At 40.1% G+C, this 25271-nt stretch carries 23 protein-coding genes; 15 read left to right on the plus strand and 8 right to left on the minus strand.

Translation table 11 applies throughout. From position 1 onward, the window contains the following. Positions 1-2 precede the first annotated feature (2 nt). From rbsB to ATG70_RS00465, 8 genes are all read left to right on the plus strand, one after another. Positions 3-926, plus strand: coding sequence for a ribose ABC transporter substrate-binding protein RbsB (rbsB, locus tag ATG70_RS00430; protein ID WP_098442430.1), 924 nt, complete (start codon positions 3-5; stop codon positions 924-926). 106 nt (positions 927-1032) lie between these two features. Beyond that, complete coding sequence (locus tag ATG70_RS00435) at positions 1033-2052, plus strand: phosphotransferase enzyme family protein (RefSeq protein WP_098442431.1); 1020 nt, start codon at positions 1033-1035, stop codon at positions 2050-2052. A 69-nt stretch (positions 2053-2121) separates the two neighbouring features. Then, the gene (locus ATG70_RS00440) at positions 2122-3051 is read left to right on the plus strand and encodes an aldo/keto reductase (RefSeq protein WP_098442432.1); all 930 of its coding nucleotides are present in this window, start codon (positions 2122-2124) and stop codon (positions 3049-3051) included. A 112-nt stretch (positions 3052-3163) separates the two neighbouring features. Next, entirely contained in the window at positions 3164-3355 is a 192-nt protein-coding gene (locus ATG70_RS00445; RefSeq protein WP_098442433.1) for a hypothetical protein, read from the plus strand. 3 nt (positions 3356-3358) lie between these two features. Continuing rightward, the gene (locus tag ATG70_RS00450) at positions 3359-3565 is read left to right on the plus strand and encodes an NUDIX domain-containing protein (protein WP_098442434.1); all 207 of its coding nucleotides are present in this window, start codon (positions 3359-3361) and stop codon (positions 3563-3565) included. 168 nt (positions 3566-3733) lie between these two features. Next, complete coding sequence (locus ATG70_RS00455) at positions 3734-4426, plus strand: Na-translocating system protein MpsC family protein (RefSeq protein WP_098442435.1); 693 nt, start codon at positions 3734-3736, stop codon at positions 4424-4426. A gap of 146 nt (positions 4427-4572) precedes the next feature. Continuing rightward, positions 4573-4758, plus strand: a complete 186-nt coding sequence (locus tag ATG70_RS00460) for a hypothetical protein (RefSeq protein WP_098442436.1) — start codon at positions 4573-4575, stop codon at positions 4756-4758. Between the two features lie 74 nt (positions 4759-4832). After that, on the plus strand, positions 4833-6056 hold the full coding sequence (locus tag ATG70_RS00465) for a protein phosphatase 2C domain-containing protein (protein ID WP_098442437.1): 1224 nt from the start codon (positions 4833-4835) through the stop codon (positions 6054-6056). A gap of 35 nt (positions 6057-6091) precedes the next feature. On the opposite strand, the gene chrA is transcribed toward ATG70_RS00465, so the two are convergent. Both chrA and ATG70_RS00475 read right to left on the minus strand, forming a co-directional pair. Then, the gene (gene chrA, locus ATG70_RS00470; protein WP_098442438.1) at positions 6092-7285 is read right to left on the minus strand and encodes a chromate efflux transporter; all 1194 of its coding nucleotides are present in this window, start codon (positions 7283-7285) and stop codon (positions 6092-6094) included. A gap of 12 nt (positions 7286-7297) precedes the next feature. Then, the gene (locus ATG70_RS00475; RefSeq protein WP_098442439.1) at positions 7298-7606 is read right to left on the minus strand and encodes a PadR family transcriptional regulator; all 309 of its coding nucleotides are present in this window, start codon (positions 7604-7606) and stop codon (positions 7298-7300) included. A 309-nt stretch (positions 7607-7915) separates the two neighbouring features. On the opposite strand from ATG70_RS00475, the gene ATG70_RS00480 reads away from it, so the two are divergent. From ATG70_RS00480 to ATG70_RS00495, 4 genes are all read left to right on the plus strand, one after another. Beyond that, positions 7916-9400, plus strand: a complete 1485-nt coding sequence (locus ATG70_RS00480) for an MDR family MFS transporter (protein WP_098442440.1) — start codon at positions 7916-7918, stop codon at positions 9398-9400. Positions 9401-9823: 423 nt separating this feature from the next. Beyond that, the gene (locus ATG70_RS00485) at positions 9824-11782 is read left to right on the plus strand and encodes an LTA synthase family protein (RefSeq protein ID WP_098442441.1); all 1959 of its coding nucleotides are present in this window, start codon (positions 9824-9826) and stop codon (positions 11780-11782) included. 153 nt (positions 11783-11935) lie between these two features. Next, on the plus strand, positions 11936-12757 hold the full coding sequence (locus ATG70_RS00490) for an MBL fold metallo-hydrolase (RefSeq protein WP_098442442.1): 822 nt from the start codon (positions 11936-11938) through the stop codon (positions 12755-12757). A 246-nt stretch (positions 12758-13003) separates the two neighbouring features. Then, complete coding sequence (locus ATG70_RS00495) at positions 13004-13387, plus strand: cupin domain-containing protein (protein WP_098442443.1); 384 nt, start codon at positions 13004-13006, stop codon at positions 13385-13387. 101 nt (positions 13388-13488) lie between these two features. Here the strand turns inward: ATG70_RS00495 and ATG70_RS00500 are convergent, their stop codons facing one another. After that, on the minus strand, positions 13489-13689 hold the full coding sequence (locus ATG70_RS00500; RefSeq protein WP_098442444.1) for a cold-shock protein: 201 nt from the start codon (positions 13687-13689) through the stop codon (positions 13489-13491). Positions 13690-14047: 358 nt separating this feature from the next. Here ATG70_RS00500 and ATG70_RS00505 point away from each other — a divergent pair, with 358 nt between their 5' ends. Next, a complete protein-coding gene (locus ATG70_RS00505; protein WP_098442445.1) occupies positions 14048-14860 on the plus strand; it encodes an STAS domain-containing protein in 813 nt (270 codons plus the stop codon). A 285-nt stretch (positions 14861-15145) separates the two neighbouring features. Continuing rightward, complete coding sequence (locus ATG70_RS00510; RefSeq protein WP_098442446.1) at positions 15146-15781, plus strand: YczE/YyaS/YitT family protein; 636 nt, start codon at positions 15146-15148, stop codon at positions 15779-15781. Positions 15782-15972: 191 nt separating this feature from the next. Here the strand turns inward: ATG70_RS00510 and ATG70_RS00515 are convergent, their stop codons facing one another. From ATG70_RS00515 to ATG70_RS00535, 5 genes are all read right to left on the minus strand, one after another. Beyond that, the gene (locus ATG70_RS00515) at positions 15973-19137 is read right to left on the minus strand and encodes a bifunctional cytochrome P450/NADPH--P450 reductase (protein ID WP_098442447.1); all 3165 of its coding nucleotides are present in this window, start codon (positions 19135-19137) and stop codon (positions 15973-15975) included. A gap of 75 nt (positions 19138-19212) precedes the next feature. Continuing rightward, positions 19213-19785, minus strand: a complete 573-nt coding sequence (locus ATG70_RS00520) for a TetR/AcrR family transcriptional regulator (protein WP_257147565.1) — start codon at positions 19783-19785, stop codon at positions 19213-19215. Between the two features lie 274 nt (positions 19786-20059). Beyond that, complete coding sequence (locus ATG70_RS00525; protein ID WP_179886120.1) at positions 20060-20539, minus strand: site-2 protease family protein; 480 nt, start codon at positions 20537-20539, stop codon at positions 20060-20062. Between the two features lie 218 nt (positions 20540-20757). Beyond that, entirely contained in the window at positions 20758-21858 is a 1101-nt protein-coding gene (locus ATG70_RS00530) for a M24 family metallopeptidase (RefSeq protein WP_098442449.1), read from the minus strand. A gap of 44 nt (positions 21859-21902) precedes the next feature. Further along, the gene (locus tag ATG70_RS00535) at positions 21903-23297 is read right to left on the minus strand and encodes a sodium:solute symporter family protein (RefSeq protein ID WP_098442450.1); all 1395 of its coding nucleotides are present in this window, start codon (positions 23295-23297) and stop codon (positions 21903-21905) included. A gap of 542 nt (positions 23298-23839) precedes the next feature. Between ATG70_RS00535 and ATG70_RS00540 the strand changes: the two genes are divergently transcribed. Continuing rightward, positions 23840-25249, plus strand: a complete 1410-nt coding sequence (locus ATG70_RS00540) for an MBL fold metallo-hydrolase (protein WP_098442451.1) — start codon at positions 23840-23842, stop codon at positions 25247-25249. The last annotated feature ends 22 nt before the right edge of the window (positions 25250-25271 follow it).

Below are 25271 nucleotides of genomic sequence, written 5' to 3' on the forward strand. Positions count from 1 at the left end.
CTATGAAAAAGTTACTGCCATTCCTGCTCAGTTTGTCATTGCTTGTGCTTGGAGCATGTTCGCTTCAGCCGCCTGAATGGGCAAAGCCGAGTCAGGAGACAGATATAGAGGATATTAAAATTGGTTTATCCGTTTCAACGTTAAATAATCCCTTTTTCGTATCGATGAAAGATGGGGTAGAAGCGGAAGCGAAAGAACAAGGCATGGACATTGTTGTCGTAGATGCGCAAAATGATGCGGCAAAGCAAATTAGCGATGTTGAAGATCTGATTCAGCAGGGTGTCGATGTATTATTGATTAATCCAACCGATTCAGCAGCGATTTCAACGGCGGTCCAATCAGCGAATAGCCTGGGTATTCCAGTCGTTACGCTTGACCGCTCTGCCGAGAAAGGCGATGTAGCCACTCTTGTTTCTTCGGATAATGAAAAAGGCGGAGAGATGGCTGGCGAGTTTTTAGTTGAGCAGTTAGGAGAAGGGGCAAAAATAGCTGAGCTTGAAGGAGTACCCGGTGCATCGGCTACTCGTGAACGCGGGAAAGGGTTCCACAACATTGCAGATGAGAAGCTAGATGTTGTTGCAAAACAGACAGCTAATTTCGATCGTACAGAAGGTTTAAATACGATGGAAAACTTGCTTCAAGGTAATCCTGATATCGAAGCGGTATTTGCCCACAATGACGAGATGGCGCTTGGAGCTCTCCAGGCTATTCAAAGTTCGGGGAAAGACATTCTCGTTGTTGGATTCGATGGAAATGAAGATGCGATTAATAGTATTCAAGATGGAAAGCTATCAGCGACTGTTGCACAGCAACCTGAACAAATAGGTTCACTCGCCGTTCAGGCAGGTGTTGATGTATTAAAAGGGAACGAAGTCGATGAAACAATTCCGGTTCCATTAAAGCTAGTAACGGAAGAAACAAAGTAAGGTTAAACGCTCCCACTACTGGGAGCGTTTTGTCGTATAAAAGGAAATGAAAGAGATAAGTCGAATTTAATGGTAGTAGAAAAGAAGGAAGAAGGAGGATGTGGAGATGGAAGCCTGGATTGAAGCAATGTTCTCCGAAACGTACGTGGATGAAGCGATTGTTCGATTTGGTATTCAAGTATCGAATATAAGAAAGCTAGGCGATTTTGAAAACTATGTTTATGAAGTCAAAGAGATTGAAAGGACATGGATCCTTCGTTTTACTCATAGCTCTCACCGTACTCTTGAAGAAATAAAATCCGAACTCCTGTGGGTCAATCAATTAAGCGGTGCAGGCGTTCAAGTGGCACGCGCCTACCCTTCTATAAAGAATGAAATGGTAGAACTAATCTTAACAGAGAAGGGGACGTTTTATGCTTGTTTATTTGAAAGGGTGCCTGGAAATGCGATTAAAGTAAATGACGACTTGTTTGGACCCGCTCTATTCGAAGCATGGGGAAAAGAGATTGGGAAGATGCACCGTTTTTCGATGAAGAACAAGGTTTCATTAATACGAGCGAGATGGGATGAAGGTGACTTGCTTCAGTTCGACCGGTATCTCTCCAAACCTGAAGATGCAAGAATCATAATTGAAGGGAAAAGACTGATCGAAGAAATCCAGACGTTTCATGAAACAGGAAATACGTTTGGTCTCATTCACTCCGATGTCCATCACGGAAACTTTCATTACGATGGCAATGCAATTCATCTATTTGATTTCGACGATGCGATGTATCATTATTATGTGAGTGATCTTGCGATTCCTGTCTATTATGCGGTTTGGCAAAAATGTGGAACCTCGTCTTTTACAGAACGATCGAGCTTTGCTACAGCATTTTTACGTTCCTTTTTGAAAGGGTATCGAGAAGAAGTAAAGGTCTCTTATGAATGGCTTAAAACGCTTCCTTATTTTATTCGATTAAGAGATTTTGAACTCTATACTGTATTTCATAAAAAATACGATGTGACTAAGTTGAATGCAAAAGAGAAAGCCATGTTAGACGGCATCCGTGAACGATTGATTCACTCTGAATTAATTGCAGAGCCTGCATTAGAGGATCGAGAGAAGTGGATTGAAAGCACGTAACGATGTTTTCCAATTACTAAGAAGTGGTAATGTACTTTGTGTAGCTTTTAACAGAAAGGATGATTGAAAGTGGCAAAAGTACAAATTGGAAAATCTGGTTTACAGGCAAACCCAATCGGTTTAGGTACAAACGCCGTGGGTGGACATAATATTTATCCGAATTTAAATGAAGAAACAGGGAAAGATCTTGTAAGAGCAGCAATAGATAATGGTATTAATTTATTGGATACAGCTTATATATACGGACCTGAGCGCTCTGAAGAACTTGTTGGTGAAGTGATCAAAGAACGGGGAAGCCGAGACGATATCGTTCTGGCAACAAAAGGCGCTCATGAATTTAAAGGAGAAGAAGTTGTTTATAACAATTCACCTTCGTTCCTAAAACAATCGGTGGAGAACAGCTTAAAGCGACTTCAAACAGATTACATCGATCTATTCTATATTCATTTTCCAGATGAACATACGAACAAAGCTGAAGCAGTAGGTGCTCTTAAAGAATTGAAAGATCAAGGGAAAATTAAATCGATTGGTGTTTCTAATTTTGATTTAGAGCAGTTAAAAGAAGCAAACAAGGATGGCTATGTGGATGTGCTTCAAAGTCATTACAACTTGTTTCATCGTGATGCTGAGGAAGACCTTCTTCCTTATACTGCGGAACAGGGCATTTCCTTTATCCCATACTTCCCACTTGCTTCTGGACTTCTAGCAGGTAAATATGATGAGAACACGACGTTCGATGATATTCGCTCGAAGGATCCTCTTTTCCAGGGAGAAGCATTTAAAGCAAACCTAAAGAAAGTTGATCAGGTACGAAATATTGCGAACGCAAAAGGTGTTGAGGTTACACACCTTATCCTTGCGTGGTATTTAACGCGTGATAGCATTGATGTGCTTATCCCAGGGGCTAAGCGTCAAGAACAGGTTGTTGATAACTTGAAAACACTTGATGTGAAGTTAACAAGTGAAGAAATCCAGCGTATCGATCAGATTTTCAAGTAAGAGAAGTACAAACCAGAGGATGTTATGTCCTCTGGTTTTTTGTAGGAAATTCTATCTGTTTTGTCCAGGATTATGCGGATATGCCCATCATACATAAAAGGAGGCCTCCAACTTGAAAAAGAGCGTGCTTTTTATTCTTACACTTTCTCTTGTGCTCATTGCAATTCTTCTCATTTTCCTTTTCGAGGATGACCGTGCAGTACGGCCAGGTATGATCATGTCACTCGGTGCGCTTGCGGTCGTTTTTCAGCGCGTCGTCTTGTTACTAGTGAGACGAAAAAGGAAGAAACACAAAAGGAGGTAGTGAATGATAAAAGTAAAAGCACTTGGGCTCCTTTTTAGAGAACAAGAGATGTTAGTTGAAGCTTATTATGGAAAGCATTCAAAAGGATCTGGAAGTTATTATCGTCCACTTGGAGGGAATATAGAATTTGGAGAGCATTCTAAAGTAACAGTAGTAAGAGAATATAAAGAAGAGCTTGGAATTGAAGTGGACGTAAATCAGTACCTATGAAGCGAATGACAAAACAAGATAACTAATCATGTCACTATCATGACGATACTGTCACCTAAATGAAATATCAAATTCAATCCATATTCTTTTAATAAAGTGGAAAGACTACTATAATGAATACTGGGTAGGAAATACGATGTTCCTATCTTAGAATAAAGGGTGAACCTAATGGAACGTAAGTCAAATGAAGCTGAAATTGCGAGTTATGTCGGCAAACTGTTAAGAGATAACTTTGGGAAAGGCCCATCATCGGTTTACGTATCGATACAGGAACCGTATATGACAATATATTTTCGCGATTTTCTGGCACCGATGGAACGAGTACTAGTGGATCAGAAAGAAGATATGCGTGTTGAAGAAACGCGCGATTTGCTGATTCAAGGCTTGTTACCTGAAATTAAAGCATCCATTCGAGTGATGACTGGTATTGAAATCCAGTCATTTTATCATGATTGGTCTCTTCAAAATCGCTCAGGAGTTATTGTTGGTGTCATGAATAACATCAATGAAATGGAAGGTAAAGCACTTCCTGAATATGATAAAAAAGAACGCGTTCATGAGGAAATTATTCGAGTCAGTATGCTTGCGGAAAAAGCACCAGAGAAAGTAGACTCCTGCATGCTAAATGACCGAACGCTCGTCGTGCTTCGGGATGGTATTCTCGTTCGCATAGAGAAAGAGTTAATTCGCGATGGTTTTGAAGAACAATTAAAATTATCGAAAAGACGGCTTGAGAAAAGCTTGCTTCATGATCAACAATTTGAATCGATCCTTTCTACAAAAGTAGAAGATATTTTTGTAGACTGGGATTTTAATCTAGATAAAAGCTATATTACATTAATCCTTAAACCAAACAGATAATAGGTGGAAATAAACTGGGCGATAGAACCAGTTATAAGCCAAAAAGAACCAGACTTCTGGTTCTTTTTGGCTTTTTTATATTTTCTTATCCTTCCAATGCAGCAGAAAACACACTATGAATATAGAATCAGACAAGGAGGAAGATAATGAAATACCTAATCGATCATTCAAAACGCATTATTCATCGCACACCATTTGCTGGTGATCAATGCGAATTTCATACGACACCTATTACAAAGAGAGAGGGCACGCACGATCATCTCTATCTTCAAAAGCTGATTGATAAAGAGTTATATGAAGTGTGTTGTTATTGTAAAGGAAGTATTCAATAATCCCTCGCAAAAGAAGGAAGTCCTCACTAGCGTTGCGAATGTCTTAATGATGTTAGGCGGATAGGAGGTACGTGATGGACCGAAACAGAGCGGGCGTGATCATTATTCAAAATGATCAAATCGCTTTAATAGAGCGAAATCGAAATGATGAAACGTATTATGTTATTCCAGGTGGTGGAATGGAAGAAAGTGAAACACCCCAACAAGCTGCCAAAAGAGAAGCCCTTGAAGAACTAGGAGTAGACGTACGTGTAAAAGCGTTCTATACTTCTTTTCAATTTAATGGAGAACATTTTTACTATACAGCCGAAATCCTTAGTGGTGAATTTGGAAACGGAACCGGTAGCGAGTATCGGTATTCTTCTCATAAACGAGGCACGTATAAAGCGGTTTGGGTACCAGTTTCTGAACTAAACGGATTACGTATCTACCCTGAAGAAGTCATTTCAGTATTGGTGTCTGAGAGGAGTCTTAAACTTACTGAAGCTAATTCTAAGATAGGAAAAAGTTATCAATTAAGCTGGGTAGGGAGTATGTATCCTTATTTAGATGAACCAACCTGTACTGAAGTTGGGAACGTCTCGGTCGGTCGTTTCGGAGGGAACACTTCAGCAGGACAGAATAAGAATGAAGATGGTTGTCTCGTCTGGACTGGAGTAGATTGGGAATTTGCAGTCCTATTAGATGCACATAAATCGGCGAGTAGTGCAGCGCTTATTTTAGATGAAGTTGAGCGATATCACTCGATGCTTACGAACATTCTTATAAAAAAGACGCAAGAAGCAGTGAGTGAATTGCCGAAAGCTGTAGTTGGCCTTTTTCAAAACGCAACATTTAAACAAAAGTGCCGGGAAGTGGAAGGGGAGACGGCCTGTTTAATTGTCGTTCGAAAAAATAAGTATCTATGGTGGTTCTCCGTTGGTGATTGTTTATTGCTTTTGATTCATCCAGAGCTGGAAGCGCTTGGAGAGTCGGTGCAAAATCATCGAAGTTTCTACGAGTGGATCGGGGAAGTGAACACATTTGATACGATTGTCCCATGCTATAGCACAGGCACAAAAGAATTAAGAAAAGGTGATAACCTCATCTTCTTAACGACGGATGGATTACTTGAGTGTCCTCATACTAATTTTCATTTTCCAGATCAAATCGTGGCGCGAATGAAAGGGAAGTGTGTTAAAAAAGATGTCCAACAGTTATTGAAAGAAATAGAGGGTAAGGGTGTAAGAGATAGCACAACCATAGTTGCATGGAAGATTAACATAGTAGAAAATGGCGTAATGCCTAGTGACTTATAATGAAAGAAGACGTCGCATGTGTGCGACGTCTTCTTTTAGAATGAACTGATGATTTGAATGAGATACCCGCCGATGATGCCTATACCAACGATCATCCAGGCTGGGAACTTCCATATTGAGAGTAGAGCGAATAAAATCGCGGCAAGGGCGAAATCTTCTCCTGAATTAATTGCGCTTTTAATAACAGGGTCATAAAAGGCCGCTAATAAAATACCTACCACACTAGCGTTCACGCCAATTAAAACTTTTTGAAATGAAGCCCGCTTTCGTAATTCATTTAGAAATGGGAGGGCAGCTGTAATCAGTAGAAAGGACGGTAAGAATATCGCTATTGTGACGACGATTGCTCCCGTAATGCCTCCTAGCATCGTACCGAGATAGCTTGCGAACGTAAACAGTGGACCTGGAACTGCTTGGGCCATTCCATAACCTGCAAGGAATTGATCGCTTGAAAGAAGACCCTGGGGAACGATTTCTCGTTCAATCATCGGTAGGACGACATGTCCTCCTCCGAATACAAGCGCACCTACTCGAAAGAACGTGTCAAATAAATTGAGAAGCGCATGATCTGTTAAACGGTTAAGAATTGGTAGAACGATTAAGAGCGTACCTAACAAGGCTAGCGAGCTAATACCAACTTTTTTTGATATAGAAACGGGAAAGGGTTTTACGGTTGTTTCTGTTTTGTCGTTAAAAAAACGTAAACCTATTAGCCCAGCTCCTGCGATAACAAGAAGCTGCATCCATGCAGACGGATAGAGTAGCATGATGAGAGCTGCGGCTAAGGCGATTCCAATCCTCGTTCGATCCGGTGTTAATTTCTTACCTAATCCAATAATGGCATGAAGCACGACTGCTGCCGCAACAATTTTTAAGCTATGAATAAATGTCCCATCACCAAGCGAAAAGGTTTGATAAAGCAGGGCAAAGATGACAAGAATGATGATAGAAGGAACTGTGAAGCCAAACCATGATAGAAAGCCACCAAACATCCCACCCCGCATCATACCGATTGCTATTCCAACTTGACTGCTAGCAGGTCCCGGCAAAAATTGACATAGTGCAATGATGTCAGCATACATTTTGTCATCAAGCCACTTCCTTCGATCAACATATTCATCCTTAAAATAAGCAAGATGCGCAACAGGACCTCCAAATGAGGTTAAACCCAGTCGCGTTGATACGAGAAGAATTTCAATAAAGGTTTTGAAAGAGTGTTTACCAGGCATATTGACCCTCCATTAGTCTTTGATTTCTTTAAATAGTTCGTATGCTTTAGATTGTGCTTCTAACAATATTCGATCGCCTTTATCGGTGGTACGGTAATATTTTCGTATCTTTCCATTTACGTTGTTTTCTTCTTTCGAAAGTAAACCATCATTCTCCATATTGTGAAGGATGGGATATAAGGTACCTGAGCTCATTTCATATCCGTGTTCACGAAGTTCTTCTAGCATCCATGAGCCGTAGATCGCTTCTTCCTTAGCATGGTGAAGAATATGAATTTGAATAAAGCCTAGAAAAAGTTTCCTTAGTATTTTATTATCCAAATGCTACCACCTCTTATTATTTGATTTCGATATCGGTTTTCGATATTGCTGATAAGCAAATTTTAACGGGAAAATGATTGAGCCACAAGGGGATGGGAGCGTTTTTTACAAATCCTTAACATGGTCGAAGTTTCACCTTTCAGTGACTCAACCAACCGTTAAGTGAACAAGTTCATAAGCTTAATTTCTTTTAATAGTGCTTTAGTTATAGTAAGATATTGTCTGTTGTTTAAAACGTTTTTGAACGGTAAACCCTAAGTGGAATCAAGATTTAGGGCACAACTGCTAAGGAGAAAAGGAGGAGAATCCATGGAGGAAAAGGAAACGTATGAATTCCTAGCTGATGATCCCAATTTTAATGTTAAACCAGTCATGATCTCGCTTATCATCGGGGCTTTTTTTGCTATCTTAAATGAAACTCTATTAAATATTGCATTAACAACGTTAATGGAGAAGTTTAGCGTCACACCTGCCACTGTCCAATGGATGGCAACCGGCTTCTTGCTAGTAATGGGAATTTTAACACCGGTTTCCGCACTTCTGCTACAGTCCTATACGACGAGACAGATGTTTCTTGGCACAATGACGATTTTTACGATCGGAACCGTTATATGTGCAATCGCGCCGACTTTCGCTATCCTTTTAAGCGGTAGGCTGTTACAAGCGGTGGGTACAGGATTATTAATTCCAATCGTTTTTAACACATTTTTACTCATTTTCCCTCCAGAACGCCGGGGAAGTGTGATGGGAACGATCGGTCTCGTGATTATGTTTGCGCCGGCCATTGGTCCAACCCTTTCAGGCGTGATTGTGGACAACCTTGGTTGGAGATATTTGTTTATTACCGTTATTCCTTTCGCGCTGTTTTCGATTGGATTCGGCTACAAGTTCCTTCGTAATGTTGGTGAGGTAACGAAGCCTAAAGTTGATATTCTTTCGATACTCTTCTCCACATTAGGATTTGGAGGCGTTGTACTTGGATTTAGTTTTGCGGGTGAGGGTGAGGTTGGCTTCTTAGCCCCGCAAGTCTTTTTACCTCTTGTAATTGGGGTTGTTTCCCTGATTATCTTTGTACTTCGTCAGTTGAAATTAAAAGAGCCAATGCTTGATGTACGAGTCTTTAAATATCCGATGTTTACAGTTGCCGTCTTGCTCTTTATTATCATTATAATGGCGATGTTCTCATCTGAAATTATTTTACCGATGTACATGCAGGGTCCACTTGGATTATCGCCACAAACAGCCGGATTGATTCTACTGCCTGGTGCGCTGTTAAATGGCTTAATGTCACCAGTAATGGGGAAGTTATTCGATAAGTTTGGACCAAGGAAATTAATTATTCCTGCTGCTCTTGTATTGACCGGTGTTATGTTCGTGTTTAGTACAGTGAAGGTTGATACATCCATTGTGTTAATTGTTTCCACTTATATTTTGCTCATGCTTTCGATTTCAGCAATCATGATGCCAGCTCAAACGAATGGACTTAATGGACTTCCAAAAAATCTTTATCCACACGGTACGGCTATCATGAATACGCTACAACCTGTTTCAGGAGCAATTGGCGTCTCTGTTTTCATTAGCATTATGACAACACGTCAACAGACTTATCTCGATAATGCTGCTAACCCAGCAGACCCAACAACTATTAGTCAGTCCCTCGTGTCGGGAGTGGAACTTGTCTATCTTGTTGCATTCGGTTTTGCTGCAGCTGGCTTTCTTATTTCATTATTTATTCGTAAAGCAATGCCTGAAGATCGAGCAGGTCAAACTGAATCAAAAGCGGTTAATGACTAACGAAAAAAGCGTCTCACAGCGAGGCGCTTTTTTGTTGTCACAATTTCGTAAATGAAATCATGACTTTATGCTTTTATAAAGAAAAGCTAAATGTAATATACTTGAAACGATTGAAACAAAAGCTGGGAGTAAACCAAATATAAAGAAACAAATGGTAGTACCTTTCTAATTATTGTTATTTTTTTACCGATATTTCACTGCTCTTTAACAGAAGAGTTACGAATCAGTTGGGTACGTTACTGCTGTATTAAAAGAACGTTTTCATTGAAGGGAAATGAACTGCAAGCAATTGTAATGGAATTTGACATTAAATTTTTTAGGGAGTATTATACTCAAGTATTAGGATTTAAAAAAAATTAACATTTTTACATTTAAAATATATTCAACACATTATGTAATTCTACAAGGAGGTCTTCAACTGGCATGCGAAATAAATTAAGCAGTCAGATTAATAAGCCATGGGCGTTGTTCTTTGGTGTCATTCTATTATTCTGGTTAAAAACGTATGCTGTCTATCAAACTGAATTTGATCTTGGAATTCAAAATGGTATGCAGTCGTTTCTATTAGTCTTAAACCCGATTAGTTCTTTGTTGCTATTCTTTGGGTTTGCCCTATTCTTCAAAGGACGTAAACGAGCATGGGCGATTCTAATTATTGATTTTGTCCTATCCTTTATTCTTTATGCAAATGTCGTGTACTACCGTTTCTTTAATGACTTTATTACACTTCCAACAGTAATGCACACAAATGATGCTGGAGAGCTGAAAGACAGTGCCTTTGCATTAATGCAGTTCTCTGATGCGTTTTATTTCATTGATACGTTGCTTATTCTTGGATTAATCTTATTTAAAGTTATAAAGCCACAAGTCGCGATGAAAAAGAAGAAAATTGCACTTGTATTTGCCTCAGCAGCTGTCTTCTTTACAGTGAACCTCGGACTTGCTGAAGCTGATCGTCCAGAACTTTTAACGCGTGCTTTTGATCGCACGTACCTTGTGAAATATCTTGGTCAGTTCAACTATCAAATTTTTGACGTCGTTACAACCGTTAAGTCTAGCTCTCAAAGCGCGTTTGCAAGCAGTGATGATTTAACAGATGTTCGAAACTTTGTTGAAGCAAATCGAACAGAGCCAAATCCAGAGTACTTCGGTAAGGCTGAGGGAATGAACGTCATTTATATTTCTCTTGAATCGATGCAAAGCTTTGTAATTGGAAAAGAAATCGATGGTCAGGAAGTAACGCCGTTCTTAAACAGTCTTGTTGAAGATCAAAACACATTCTATTTCGATAATATTTTCCATCAAGTTGGACAGGGAAAAACGTCGGACGCTGAGTTTATGATGGCAAACTCTCTCTATCCACTACCAAGTGGATCAGTAGCGATGGAGAAAGCGCGGAACACGTATCAGGCGCAGCCAGCCATTTTGGAGCAAAAAGGCTACTCAACATCATCCCTACACGGTAATGGTAAAACGTTCTGGAACCGTGATGAGATGTATAAGTCATTTGGTATTCAGAAATTCTTTGATTCAAGCTATTACGATATGAACGAAGAAGATGTTCATAACTATGGTCTAAAAGATAAGCCATTCTTTGAACAATCTATGCCATATCTTGAAAGTCTCGAACAACCGTTTCACGCGAAAATGCTAACTTTATCGAACCATTTTCCGTTTACAATGGATGAAGGTGATGTCGATTTCCCAACACCTGAAACGAATGATTCAGTTGTAAATGGTTACTTCCAGACAGCGAAGTATATGGATGAATCCATTGAACAATTCTTTAACGACTTGAAAGAATCAGGACTTTATGACAACACCGTGATTGTTATGTATGGGGATCATTATGGTATTTCGAATAACCATAATAAGGCGATGTCTGAAGTGATGGGTGAGGAAGTGGGCCCATATGAAAATGCTCAGCTACAGCGTGTGCCTCTGTTCATTACTGCACCTGGTGTAGAAGGTAAGCAGGTTCATGAATATGGTGGGCATATGGACATCCGTGATACCGTTCTTCATCTACTAGGCGTTGAAACAGATGATTATATTTCGTTTGGATCTGATCTCCTTTCAGAAGATCATCGTGAAATCGTCCCATTCCGTAATGGTGATTTCGTAACGCCAGAAGTAACGTCTATTAATGAGAAGTGTTATGCGAATCCATCAGGTGAAAAAGTAGATGCTGAACAATGTGAGCAGCCAGGACAGTTTGTCGAAGAGTCACTTGAACTCTCAGATAAAGTAGTCTACGGCGATTTACTGCGCTTCTATGAGCCTGAAGGTTTCACTCCTGTTGATCGTAGTGATTACGACTATAATGTTGATCAAACAGAACCAGTACAAGAAGATCCTGCACAAGAAAAAGAACAGAAATAATGTGAAAGCATCCCGATAAACGGGGTGCTTTTTTTGTGCTCAGAAAATGTTCTCCTTCTAAAGGTGTAGAAGAAAATAAGTCATTAGCTACAGTGATTGAATGGGTAAATAGGTTATAATTTCCATAAGGGTGAAAAAGAGGGAGAGATGATCATGAAACGACCGATTTGCATCACGTGTGGCACGCAATACGTTGATATGGAGGTGAATCCTGAAACGTGTCCTATTTGTAAAGAAGAAAGACAGTATGTTAATCCAGATGGACAGGAATGGACAACGCTTATCTCCATGCAGAAACAGCAATTTCAAAATCAAATTATCGAAGAAGAAAAAGGCTTATATAGCATCACAACAGCTCCGACTTTTGCAATTGGTCAAACAGCATATCTGGTCCAGAGTACTGGATTTAATGTGCTATGGGATTGCATTTCTTATCTTGATGAAGCGACAATCCAAGCGGTTAAAGACCTAGGCGGCATTGATGCCATTGCTCTGTCACATCCACATTATTACTCATCTCAGGTAGAATGGGCAGAAGCCTTTCATGTGCCGATCTATATTCATGAAGATGATGCCAAATGGGTGATGAGAGAGAGTGAGAGGGTTGTGTTCTGGAATGGAGAGTCATTGGAACTTGCCCCTCACTTAACCATTCATCGCCTTGGCGGACACTTCCTTGGTGGTGCAGTGCTTCATCTGAAGGATGTGAGTGGAGGGAAAGGGATACTGCTAACGGGCGACATTATACAAGTTGTCGCTGATCAGGAATGGGTTAGTTTCATGTATAGCTATCCTAATTTAATACCGTTACCTGCTAGGAAGGTGAAAGAAATGGCTCATAAGGTTAAGCCACTAAAGTTTGATCGTCTTTACAACGCCTTTCATCGCATCGTTGAATCTGGCGCAGATGAGGCGGTTCAACGGTCGGCTACTCGATATCTTCAAGCTCTTGAAGGAGAGCTTTTTCATACGTAAAAGCAGAACCTCCTTAATAGAAGGAGGTTCTGCTTTTAGGAGCAAGGAAAAGGGAAAACTTTAGATAGAGCGAATATAGTTTAGAAGGGGAGTGGATGGAAAAATAAAACGGGTGTTGAATTGCTAGACAAAGGTTTGGAAATAAGGAGAAGTGGAAAAACCATTACACATAGTGAAAATAATAGGAAAATGTTAGAAAGAAAAGGTGTTTAAGTATCGATTAGGTTTTACGAAGGAGGAGTAGGGATGAAAATTTATAATTTTGATCGGTCGGCAGGAAAAGAAATTACAAAATTCGGATCGCAATTTATGATGTCTCGCATTACTCAGACGAATTCTAGCGTACATATAGGTGCCATGTATCTGGACAAAGAAGGGCTGATTGGCTTTCATCAGGCCGTGACGCCGCAATTATTATTAATCATCAGTGGTGAAGGGTTGGTAAGAGGAGAAGATAATGAGTTAATGAAGGTAAAAGAAGGGGATGCTGTCTTCTGGAATAAGGATGAATGGCATGAGACGACTACGGAAAAGGGTTTAACCGCTATTGCCATTGAAGGTGAATTTGATCCGGAGTTGTTTTTAAATGAAAAAGAGGAGGTAGAAGAGAGAGAAGAAACAGAAGCATAAGTGGAATACAGAAACAAAATGATCTGATTACGAGAAAGCAACTAGATAAAGATAAACAAAAAAAAGCTCTTCCGCCGGGGAAGAGCTTTTTTATATATGATTTATGCTTTAACTACGTTAGTAGCTTGTGGTCCGCGGTTACCTTGCTCAGTGTCAAAAGTAACTGTTTGACCTTCTTCAAGAGTTTTGAAACCTTCGCCTTGAATAGCTGAGAAATGTACGAATACGTCGTCTCCGCCTTCAACTTCGATGAAGCCAAAACCTTTTTCTGCGTTAAACCATTTTACTGTACCTTTGTTCATGTGTGTATCCTCCAAGTGCATTTTGCACAAATATTACTATTACTGCTCTACATAATCATTTGAGATGTAAGTACTTCCTAAAGTAGCCTGCTCTTTAATAATCAGTACCGAACAACAATAATTAACCTTAGTATAACACGTCTCCCAAAAAAAGCAAACCTCTTCTGGAAATTCCCCTAAATTAGTTGTAAAAAGAGTCTTTGGAATGAAGGCGTTTGGCGTCGTAATTACTGATGCATTAGGGTTTATAGCTATCTTTAGAAATATAAATAAGGCAGTGAGAAAGTTTTTAATGTAAAATGAAGTGTGTTCCTCTATGATAGGGTAGAGAATCGATTTATCAGCGGAGGTAGAAGATATGCCAATTCAGAAATCGATCATTGACCAGGAAGTTCAATTAATCGGAAAACAGCTAGAAGCAAGAAAGTTAGATATTGCAAAAAGATTACTCAAACCAGGCGCGGACAATGCAGAAGCACTGAGGTTACATACAGAGCTTGTTCAACTGTGTGCCGACACCATTTTAATTGGTATAGAAGAAACGATGCCTAACGTTACAAAGTGGGGAAGAGAGACGGGAGAGCTGGCGGTTAGTTATGGCTCAGAACTAGATGAGTCACTGAAAACCACGTCAGAATTTAGACAAGCAATATGGGATGTCATTGAATTAATAACAGTCGAAGCAAACCATACGGTTCAAAGTGTTTTTAGAGCCGGGAAATTGGTTGATCGTATGCTTGACCATGCTGTTTATGCATACAGCACAGCCTATGTCACCTCATATAAGAATAATCTCAGCCATGCACAAGAAGTATTTCTAGAGCTTTCTGTTCCCGTTGTACCAATTCTTGAGGGCGTCGCTGTTTTGCCGATTATCGGTGATGTTGACACGCATCGGGCTAGTCTTCTTATGGAAACAGCACTAAGAGAATCAACTGAAAAACACTTAACGCATTTATTTATCGATCTTTCTGGTGTCACTATTGTTGATACAATGGTTGCCAACAACATTTTTAATATTATTTATTCTCTAGAGCTGTTAGGCGTTAAGGGGATCCTGTCAGGAATTAGGCCTGAAGTGGCACAAACGATGATTCATCTCGGGATCGATTTCTCTTCCATTCAAACGCACAGTACGTTAAAACAAGCATTAGCAAGGCATATTTTATAATCTGCTTAAACATTATTAAGAGAAAGCTGTCCAAAACAGGCAGCTTTTTTTTTGGGGAGAAAAAACGAAAAAATTGGAATGTTTTTTTAAAATGAATTCCATTGACGGTGAAGACAATGACTAATAAAATGGTCTCGAAAAATCTTAGTAAGATCCTCTCTTCCACAAGCAAGAACGCTACCATCTTAAGCGAAAAGACGGTTTGTCTTCAAAGGTCTGACTGACTAGCAGATGGAATCAGGATGCTCAGGTTTTCTTTATTTTTTAGGAAGGGAGGATGACGTAATGCTTTATCGAATTACGGTTTATCTTCTTGGTATGTTTATTAACTTTTTTGGTGTCGCGCTTGTCATTCATGCGACGCTTGGAGCTGGATTTTGGACTTCTTTTTTTATTGGGCTATCAGATTTAGCAGGACTTACCGTTGGGTTTTGGTATGGCTTGTTTCAAATCCTTGTCATTTTCTTGAATGGGAGTTTAATGAAACAGAAGCCCGAATATGGAGCGGTTCTGCCGATTATTCTAGAAAGCTTTATCCTCGACTTCTGGTTAGAAATTGTGTTTTCTTCCGTCCAGCTAACAGCAGCACCACTAATGGTAAAAGTTGCGATTCTAATTGCGGGAATGGTCGCAATTGGGTTAGGCGTAGCCATCTATATATTGCCACAATTCCCGCGAGCACCATTTGATCAGCTTTTTCTTGTAATTAGTGCAAGATTCAATCTTAGTTTGCAAATGGGACAGACGATTGTTGCCATTGTCATGGCAACACTTGCTCTAATGATTGGTGGTCCAGTTGGTGTAGGAACAATTGCGCTCGTATTTTTACTTGGACCGATTATTCAATTCTGGTATGAGAGAGCGTATCCAATGTATTACATGCTGTATCCAACGCAAGCACCGCACGAGGAATATTTATAAACGTGTATGACGAGACGCTTTTGTGAAAATGCAAAAGCGTCTTTTTTGCGGAAATTGGGTTTTATAAGAAAAAGGAATTCTCTATTAATTAAGGGTGCTTAAAGTGCCGATTGTAACGTCAGCAGTTCTTGTAAAAAAATGAAGAATAAAAAAGACAGCGAACCAATTAAAGTTCGCTGTCTTCTTCCGTATTAAGCGCCAGCCCATACATCTTTCGCATATCGGCCGTCTCGCTCAAGTTCTTCTAGCCATTGAATCGCTTCTTGCTCAGTTGTTTCATACATCGATTGATAGCTTGTGATCATCGTTTGTTCAACTTCAGGAGCCATGTGGCTACCGTCGCCGCAAACGTATAAGCGTCCACCGTCTTTTAGAAGTGGGATGACATCTAAAGCATTCTCGGTTACAAGATGTTGTACATACGTTTTTTTCTGTCCAGGGCAACGAGAAAATGCCGTATGAAGGGTAACAAGTCCATCTTTTTCAGCCTGTTCAAGCTCTTCCTGATATAAATAATCATGTTCAGGATTACGGCAACCGAAGTAGAGGTGAGCTGCACCAAGCTCGTTGCCTTGCTTACTTAATTCCCGGCGGGCTTGAATGAATCCTCTAAATGGCGCAATACCTGTTCCAGGTCCAATTAGGACCATTGGTGTTTCTGGATCTTCTGGAAGCTGGAAGTTGGACTGTGGCGTATTGATAAAGCAGGCCACTTTGTCACCAAATTCACGCGTTGCCAGGTAGTTCGAAGCAACACCCTTGTATTCTCCCTTACCATTCCAAGCAGTGTCACGAACGACACTAACCGTCATGCTCGCTTCTCGTTCTTTATAAAGCGGAGAACTTGAAATCGAGTAGTAGCGAGCCTTCAATGGCGGAAGTAGTGCAATGAACCGCTCAAATGGAATCTCGCAAGCTAGATAGTGTTCAACGAGTTCTAGCATCGTAACGCGCTTCTCAAGAACTTCCTTTTTATAGGTGTCGTCTTCAAGTAATTGCTCGAGTTCAACAACATGAGGTGGGCAAACTGTATGTGAAGCTAGCGCCCGTATTTGAGAACGTGTTGCTGGTTCTTGAAGTTCTACATAAGAAGAAAGAAGCTCCTGGAGTTTCACTGGTTTGTCAGTAGGAAGGTGAGCCGCTTTACCAGAATCTCCAGTCAGTAGAACGTGATCATGCCCATTTAACGAGAAGCGTTCAAGAACACGATTGACCATTTCATCACTATTTTGTGGAAGGATGCCGACATGATCACCTTCTTGATAGGTCACACCGTCAGGTAACATCAATTCAATGTGTCGCGTGCTTCTTCCACTCTCTGTATGCTGTAATTCAACATTTCGATTAATAATCGCAGTGAACGCGTGGTGTGTTCTAGCGAGAGGCGTATCACTTACGCCACTTACGAAACTCATTGAAATGGCACTGTTTTCTGAGCTGTTTTCATTTAGTTCGATATTCATTGCTTCTGCGAGATTTGGCCATAGCGTTGCTTCCCATTTCTCATAATCGCCTTCAAAGTCATCGCTTGCATCCCCATCCCCCGTTTCAGAAATTCGCTGAGCACCTTTCTTTGATAGCTGCTCATCAATTAGGGCTGGAATCCGTTGATACGTGTTGGCCCAGTTGCGGTCACCGCAACCAAAGACGGCATAATGGACACCGTTTACTGCTCCATCTTCCATCTCATCAAGCCACTGTACAAATTCATCCGCATTGTCTGGAGGATTTCCGTTATAGGAAGCGGAAACAATCAGAACAGCTCCGTCTTGAGGAAGTTCCTTCACATAATCGTTCAGAGGAGCAACTTCAGAGCTAAAGCCCTGTTGGCGGCCAGTTTCAGCAAGGTCACGAGCAATTCCTTCAGCTGTGCCTAGATTAGATCCATATAAGACAAGAAGAGGAGTTCCGTGCGCATTTTCGACGGGTGCTGGTGCTGTTTTCTTTTCTTTTTCAACAGGTTCAGCTTGTGTAACAAAAGAAATCGATTCCTTTCTTTGCTTCACTTTCATTTTTAGACCATCGGGTTTGAGCGTTAATGTTTCTTTCACATCAAGTTGATAGTTCGAATGATCGATGAGATCAAAGTGCTGAATAACCATACCGAGAACGAGCGTGGCTTCATGTAGTGAGAATTGTTGCCCGATACATGCGCGCTGCCCATTTCCGAACGGCTTATAAGCGTGTTGGGGGATAGAAGACGGGTCTTCAAAGCGTTCAGGTACGAATTCTTCCACATTATCACCCCAAATGGATTTATCACGATGTAGTTCGGGGAGTAGGAGCGTGAACTCGTCACCTTTTTCTACATCATATTCTCCATTCAATGTTGTATCTTCCTTCGCATAGAGAGAAAAGGCAGGAGCGGTTGGCCATAAGCGAAGGGATTCATTAAGAATCATTCGAACATATTTGAGCTGCTTTACCTGCTTATAATCAGGAATAGCATCGCCAACGACACGGTCGACTTCTTCTTGAGCTTTGGCAAGCTTATCTGGATTATTCATGAGGTAGTAAAGTGTAAAGGAAAGCAGTCCACTTGTCGTTTCATGTCCAGCGATTAAGAATGTGATAATTTGGAAACGGATATTCTCATCATCAAGCGGTTCACCTGTTTCAGGGTCTTTTCCTTTCAACATATGTGCTAAAAGATCATCCTCGCCTTGATCACCATTCTTCTTACGGTCTGCGATTAAGCCATCGACTAGAGAAAACATATAGTCAATATCATCTTTAAATTGTTTTTTGGAGCGTACCATCAGTTTATCTTGAACCCCAAGACGCTGTGATTGATTCATCGCTTCATCCAAAGCACGAACCATCGCATCAACAAATTCATGGTTGGTTTCTCTGTAAAAGCTATTAAAGCGAAAGTCGAAGCCACAAAGGCCAATCGTATCAAGAGTCAACCGCGTCATATCTTCCGGAACATCAATTTCTTCATCAGGGTTAAGGCGTGCCCACTTCTGAATAAGCTGTGTAGCAAGGTCGACCATTTTATTATGATAGCCTTTCATCGCTTGTTGACTAAAACTTGGGAGGAGGATGTTATGGGCTTTTTTCCAATTCTGTTCGTTCGTTTCACTTGTGAATAAGCCATCTCCTCCAAAAGCACGAACTTTTTGAAGAACGGGTCCTACTTTTTTGTCGAAGCGTTTTTCATCTGTTATTTCCGAGACAAGGGATGCACTAGAGACAAACGTACTGGTGCGTCCAGGAAATTGAAACTGATAAATTGGGCCCAATTCTTTAGCAAGTTTCATAAACGATTGAATGGGTTTTTCTTTATCAATAAGAGGAAGGTTTCCTAAAGGTCCATATGTTTTTGGCTGTGGGAACGATTTCTTAGTAGTCAAGATGAATCACCTCATTAGTAATTTTTGGATCGGAATGAACGTTCATTCATTATCTTGTATGAAGAGACTTGCTCTTCATTGATGGGATCTAACTGAGTCCCATAAGCTTTCTTCAATATTTGACAGAAGCTCTGGATCAGGATCGAGCTCACCTGCTCTTACAAGGTTCTGAAGTTCAAGAAATGCGCCATATACAATAGCGATCAGGGCTTCAGAAGGCAGGTTTCGAATAACAGCATGTTGTTTACCAGTATCAAAGAAATTTCTTAATAAGTTCAGCAATTGATTAAAATCAGTCCGACTTTGTTGGTCCAAAAAGTGAGATGCACTATGTTTTTTAATAAAATATAGTGCATGTTCATTCTGGTTTGTAAACAAAATCATTGCCTTAAAAATATGATGAAACTGATTTCGTATAGGCTTATGAAATGGAAATTGATCCTTAATCGTATTTGTAAATGTTTCAACATAATCTTGAAAGAGAGTGTTTACAAGAACCTCTTTATTCTCGAAATAACGATAGATGGTGCCTGCTCCAACATTTGCTGAAGTGGCAATCATCGGAACCGTGGTTGCATTAAACCCTCGCTCCGCAAATAGAGCAAGAGCGCTTGTCATAATACTTTCTCGTTTCGTTTGAATTGTCACGAGCCCCTCTCTATAAAATAATACGGAATGAATATTCATTCCCCTCTCATTTTAAACCTGTTGAAAAAGCATAACAATAAAGCAGATGTCCTAAAAAGATTGAAGATCCTGTTAACTTGAGGGTCTAATCCCCTATTTTAATGTTAAAAAATGGTATAAAATAGCATACAAAAGAATAATTTCCATCTGAGAAGTGTACTCCCTTTGTTGTATCCTTATAAATCTAAAGAGGCTTCTCACTATAAGAAAGCCTCCACTGATTTTCGCTATTTTCTTAGTCGATTGGATCTTGCGCTTTTCCGTATCGAATGACATCGATAATCGCCATGCCATCACTCGGTTTACCGGCATCATTTCGATAAGGCATTAGGGAGAAGAAAATAAAATAAATCGAGAAGTAAGTAAATTGATAGAAGAAGAGATCAACTGGAAGAATGTCGGCATAAATTAATGCGTTTAGAATGAGAATAACAATAATGTTAAATAAACTACCAGCCGCATAAATGGCGACGTGAGCCCATGTTTTGTTATAGGTTAAATCTTCATATTGGCACCAACCTTCCATAAAGTATTTCTTTTTTACTTCAAGAGGACCGATATGAAAAATGGTTTTCCCAGTACCGATACAGAATTTGATTTTGCCTCCAAAAACTCTTGCTACAAGAACATGTCCAGCTTCGTGTAGGAGAGTGATAATGGGTAATATGATAAAAAAGTTCACGAAGAACATTGGGATGTCGCTTAGTGTAAACATTTAAAACCTCCAAAATGGTTATCAGTTGTTACGCCTTTAACTAAGCCGTTCCCAAAAATGTTGATTCTGTAACACGTTTTTAAAATGTTCTATTTATCAAAAAGGTTAGTAGTGAGGGGCGGATGATAATAAAAAGAACAGCTCGATTGAGCTGTTCTAGTGAAAAGAACCGTCCATCAGAAGATGTCATCTCCCTTTACAAGATGAATGGGGCTGACCTATTTAATAATCTGAAGTTCTTTCGGATATTTCGTTAAAGTTTCATACCCTGTTTTCGTAACAAGAACATCATCTTCAATTCGAACCCCGCCTACTTCAGGTACATAGATGCCTGGCTCGATGGTATATGTCATTCCTTCAACTAGAAGAGAGTCGTTGTTTTCACTCATAGATGGATATTCATGAACTTCAATTCCAATTCCATGACCGATTCGATGAGGGAACTGGTCTCCATATCCAGCGTCTGCAATGATTTGTCTGGCTGTTTTATCAAGATCCCCAAGTCTTGATCCTGGTTGAGAGATAGTGAGCGTTTCAAGCTGCGCGTTCAATACGACATCATAAATTTCTTTTTGCTTTTCGTTCACTTCTTTATAAGCAACTGTTCTGGTAATGTCTGAACAATAGCCATCTAACACCACGCCAAGATCGAATAAAACGAGGTCGCCTCTTTTAAGCTTGCGATCTCCAGGATGACCGTGTGGCTGTCCTGCTTTTTCACCGAAAAGCACCATGGTTGAAAAGGACATTTCTCGAATTCCTTTTTTCTTTAGTTCGTACTCGATCGTTGCAAGAACTTCCATTTCAGTACAACCTTCTTGGAGCGCTTTAACTCCCGTCTCAACCCCGAAGTCTGCTAGTGCTGCAGCTCTTCTTAGAATCTCTAATTCTTGCTCATCTTTGATTAAACGTAGTTCGTGAAGTTTCTCTTCAGCACTTGTAAATGAAACGGATGGATAGCGCTTCATAACTTGTTCAGCACGTCCATAAGAAAGGGTTTCTTTCTCAATTGCCACCTGATTTGCTTCAGTAACCCCACGTTTCTTCAATGCATCGTGAATGAATTCCCACGGGTCATCAGCGTCACCATGTCCGATAATCTCATGCTCCCATCCTGCATCTCTTGCTTGAGATACTTCCATACCCGGACAAACAAGAAATGGTTCTGCATCAGGGAAAATAAATAAACCTAATAGTCGTTCATGTGGTTCACATTCAAAGTTGGAAAGATAAAATACATTGGATGAAGAGTGAACAAACGCAAAGGTTTGTCCAGTATCTCCTAGCCAATTCGAAAAACTTTCTAAACGATGATTCATTTCTTCTCACAACCTGTTCTCAAAAAATTTGGATGATGACTGTCTTATTCAGACTTTGTTTTGTTTGTAGTTACTAAAGTTACGACAATTAATACGATAACCGCTACTGGAACAGCGAAAAGAACACTGTTTAGATCAAATGGTTTAGCAAGTGGGATTTCCCAAACAAGCGTTGTAACCACACCGGCGATCATAGAGGATACGCCGCCATAAAGGTTGACGCGTTTCCAGAAAAATACAGCTAATACTGCAGGAGTAATACCAGCTCCGTAAACGGTGTAAGCATACATTTGAACAGATAGTACTGTAGGGAAGAAGCTAATAATGACATAAGCAAGGACCCCGAGGATGACGATGAACCATTTGGTCATGACTAACAACTGTTTATCAGTCGCATCCTTTTTTAAATATTTTCCGTACAGATCATACGTGACGTTTGTAGCGGCAGAAAGAAGGTAAGAGTTACCTGTAGTGATAATAAATGCTGTTGCTGCCGTTAATAAAATACCGCCGACAAACGTTGGCATAACGACAGTTGTTGCCATCAGTGCCATCCCTGGATCAATATCAGGGAAGATTGATCGTGCTGCAAAAGCGATTAAACTAATTGTTGGAGAAATGAGAAGCATCGCCACAAGCCAACCAATTTGGGCTTTTTTCGATGATCGATCTCCACTTGATGAAGCCAACCGTTGATACATGTTCTGGTCAGCAAGTAATAGAAATAAAGAGGGTAATAAATAACCTAATAATTGAATGTTCGATAACTGGCCACTGAATGTTAAGTGTTCTTTTGGTACATTCGCCAGGATGCTGTCCCAACCTCCAGCAATAACAAATATGGTTGGTAACGTGATTCCTAACCCGACAACCATCAAAATGGCACTTACAGCGTCAGTAGGAGCTACTGAGCGTAATCCGCCAATTGTTGCCAGGAAGATGATAAGAGCAGCACCAATAATGGTCCCTGTTTCAACTGAAATACCTGTTGTCAGGTTCAGGATGAAGCCAAACCCTTTCATCTGATAGGAAACAATTCCTACATAGGCAAGAATAATGATAATGCCTGCCAGCGTCCTCGCGAATGAACCGTATTTTTCTTCAAGTATTGAAGATACTGTATATTTCCCAAATGCTCGGATTCTTGGAGCAATGATATAAAGAATCAAGATACCTACTATCGTTGGAATGGCCATAAGAAACGCAGGAATAATTCCATAGCTATACGCCATAGACGTTTCGCCACCTGAAATGCTTCCACTACCTGTCCATGTTGCTAGCAATGTACCAGTTAGAACAAGAGCACCAAGTCCTTTACCAGCGAGGATAAAATCCTCACTATTTGATACTTTCTTAGAGAAATAAATTCCAAGTCCCACCATGAGTATGCCATAAGCAATAACAAACCATAGAAGGTTAGGATTGTGTGTAATTTCCATTACGTAAACGTCACTTCCTTATCTTAGTTGTGTTTTTCTTAGGTGCGCACCGTGTTAATTATGCTACCACAATAAATTGAGTTAATAAAAAGCGGGAAATAGTTTTGTTGGAATACTTTAGTAACATTTTTTATCATCATCGAGATAAGTAGTTCTATTTTCATATTTTATTGGTTTTATTTTGAATTTAATAGAAAATAAAAGAAACATTATAGTTATAAAGAACTAAATTAAAAAATCTTTAAAGACAAATAAAAGCGTTATTATTTAGATTTTTTGCGCAATTTTAATAGTTTATGGTTCGCTAAACACATGATTTGGAAATAATACTAAGGAGAAATTTCTTTGAAAGAAGTCTTTTCTTACCTAAAAAGGGTAATTACTTATAGGGTATTAATTTTTTTAAAAGGGAAAATTTTGTTTTGAAGAATGATGTAATCAGGGTATAAAACATGATGGTTGCTGAAAAATGAAAAAGGGTTTATGATGGTTATAGATACCCACAGGGGTAATTTAAAAACTGTTACTAGGAGGATAATGACATGTATTTACGTACGTTTTTTGATGAAAAATTGGCACAGTATTCTTATATGATTGGCTGTCAACGAACTGGTGAAGCGCTTGTAATTGATCCAGCGCGAGACGTTACACCGTATTTAGAAACAGCGAAAAAGGAAGGCTTTCATTTAGCGGCAGCAGCAGAGACGCACATTCATGCTGACTTTGTCTCAGGCGCAAGACAACTAGCTGAAAAGCATGACGTAAAGCTGTACTTATCCGATGAGGGAGATCAAGACTGGAAATATGGTTATCTCGATGGTTTGAATGTGGAACTTGTAACTGAAGGTTCTATGATTCATGTAGGTAACGTTGAACTTCGTGTGATGCATACCCCTGGGCATACCCCGGAAAGTATTTCGTTCGTTCTTACAGATCGTGGAGGCGGCTCTGAGGTCCCAATGGGAATTTTCACTGGTGATTTTGTATTCGTAGGTGATATTGGTCGCCCGGATCTGCTTGAAAAAGCTGCTGGAGCTGTTGGCACAGCTGAAACGGGAGCAAAATCAATGTTCAAATCGCTACAAAAGTTTAAAGAGCTACCAGAATTTATAACGGTCTGGCCTGGTCACGGCGCAGGTAGCGCATGTGGAAAGTCACTTGGTGCTGTTCCTCAGTCAACAGTTGGTTATGAACTTCGCAATAACTGGGCATTGAAGGAAGAAAATGAAGAGACATTCGTCAAAGAACTATTAAATGAACAGCCTGAAGCTCCGACGTACTTTGCTGTGATGAAGAAAGTAAATAAAGAAGGCCCAAACGTCTTAACAGGTGAAGAACTTGAAAAGGTTGAAAGTGTTGATGAAGTTCGTGCGCTTGCAACGAATGGGAATACGACAATCGTGGATACGCGACCAGCACAGGATTTCGCGGATGGACATATTGATGGGGCGATTAACCTTCCATTCAATAAAGCATTTACGAACTGGTCAGGTTGGGTATTAAACTATGAGCGTGACTTGCTTCTTATCGCAGAGGATGATCAAAAAGAAGAGATCGTAAAAGCATTACACTCCATTGGCATTGATCGGATCAAAGCATACGCTGGTCCTGAGCTTCTCTCTCAATGGGATGATCTTGAAGGCTATTCCTTTGTGACAACGGAAGAATTGAAAGATGTTTATGATAAAGAAGATGTTTATGTTGTTGATATTCGAAAAGAAAACGAATGGAATGCGGGCCACATCCCTGGGGCCAATCATCACATGCTTGGATATTTAGAAGATCAAGCGAAGAATATTCCAGAAGATAAAACAGTTGTGGTGCATTGCCAATCAGGAACTCGTTCAGCAATTGGAACAAGTTTACTGCAGTCGCTTGGTTTCAAGGACATTTTGAACTATAGCGGTGGTTTTGCTGCATGGGAAAAAAACGGAGATAAAATTGAAAAATAATCTAAAAAGAGCGTAAAGCCAC

Source organism: Bacillus sp. es.036, assembly GCF_002563635.1.
Taxonomy (GTDB): domain Bacteria; phylum Bacillota; class Bacilli; order Bacillales; family Guptibacillaceae; genus Guptibacillus.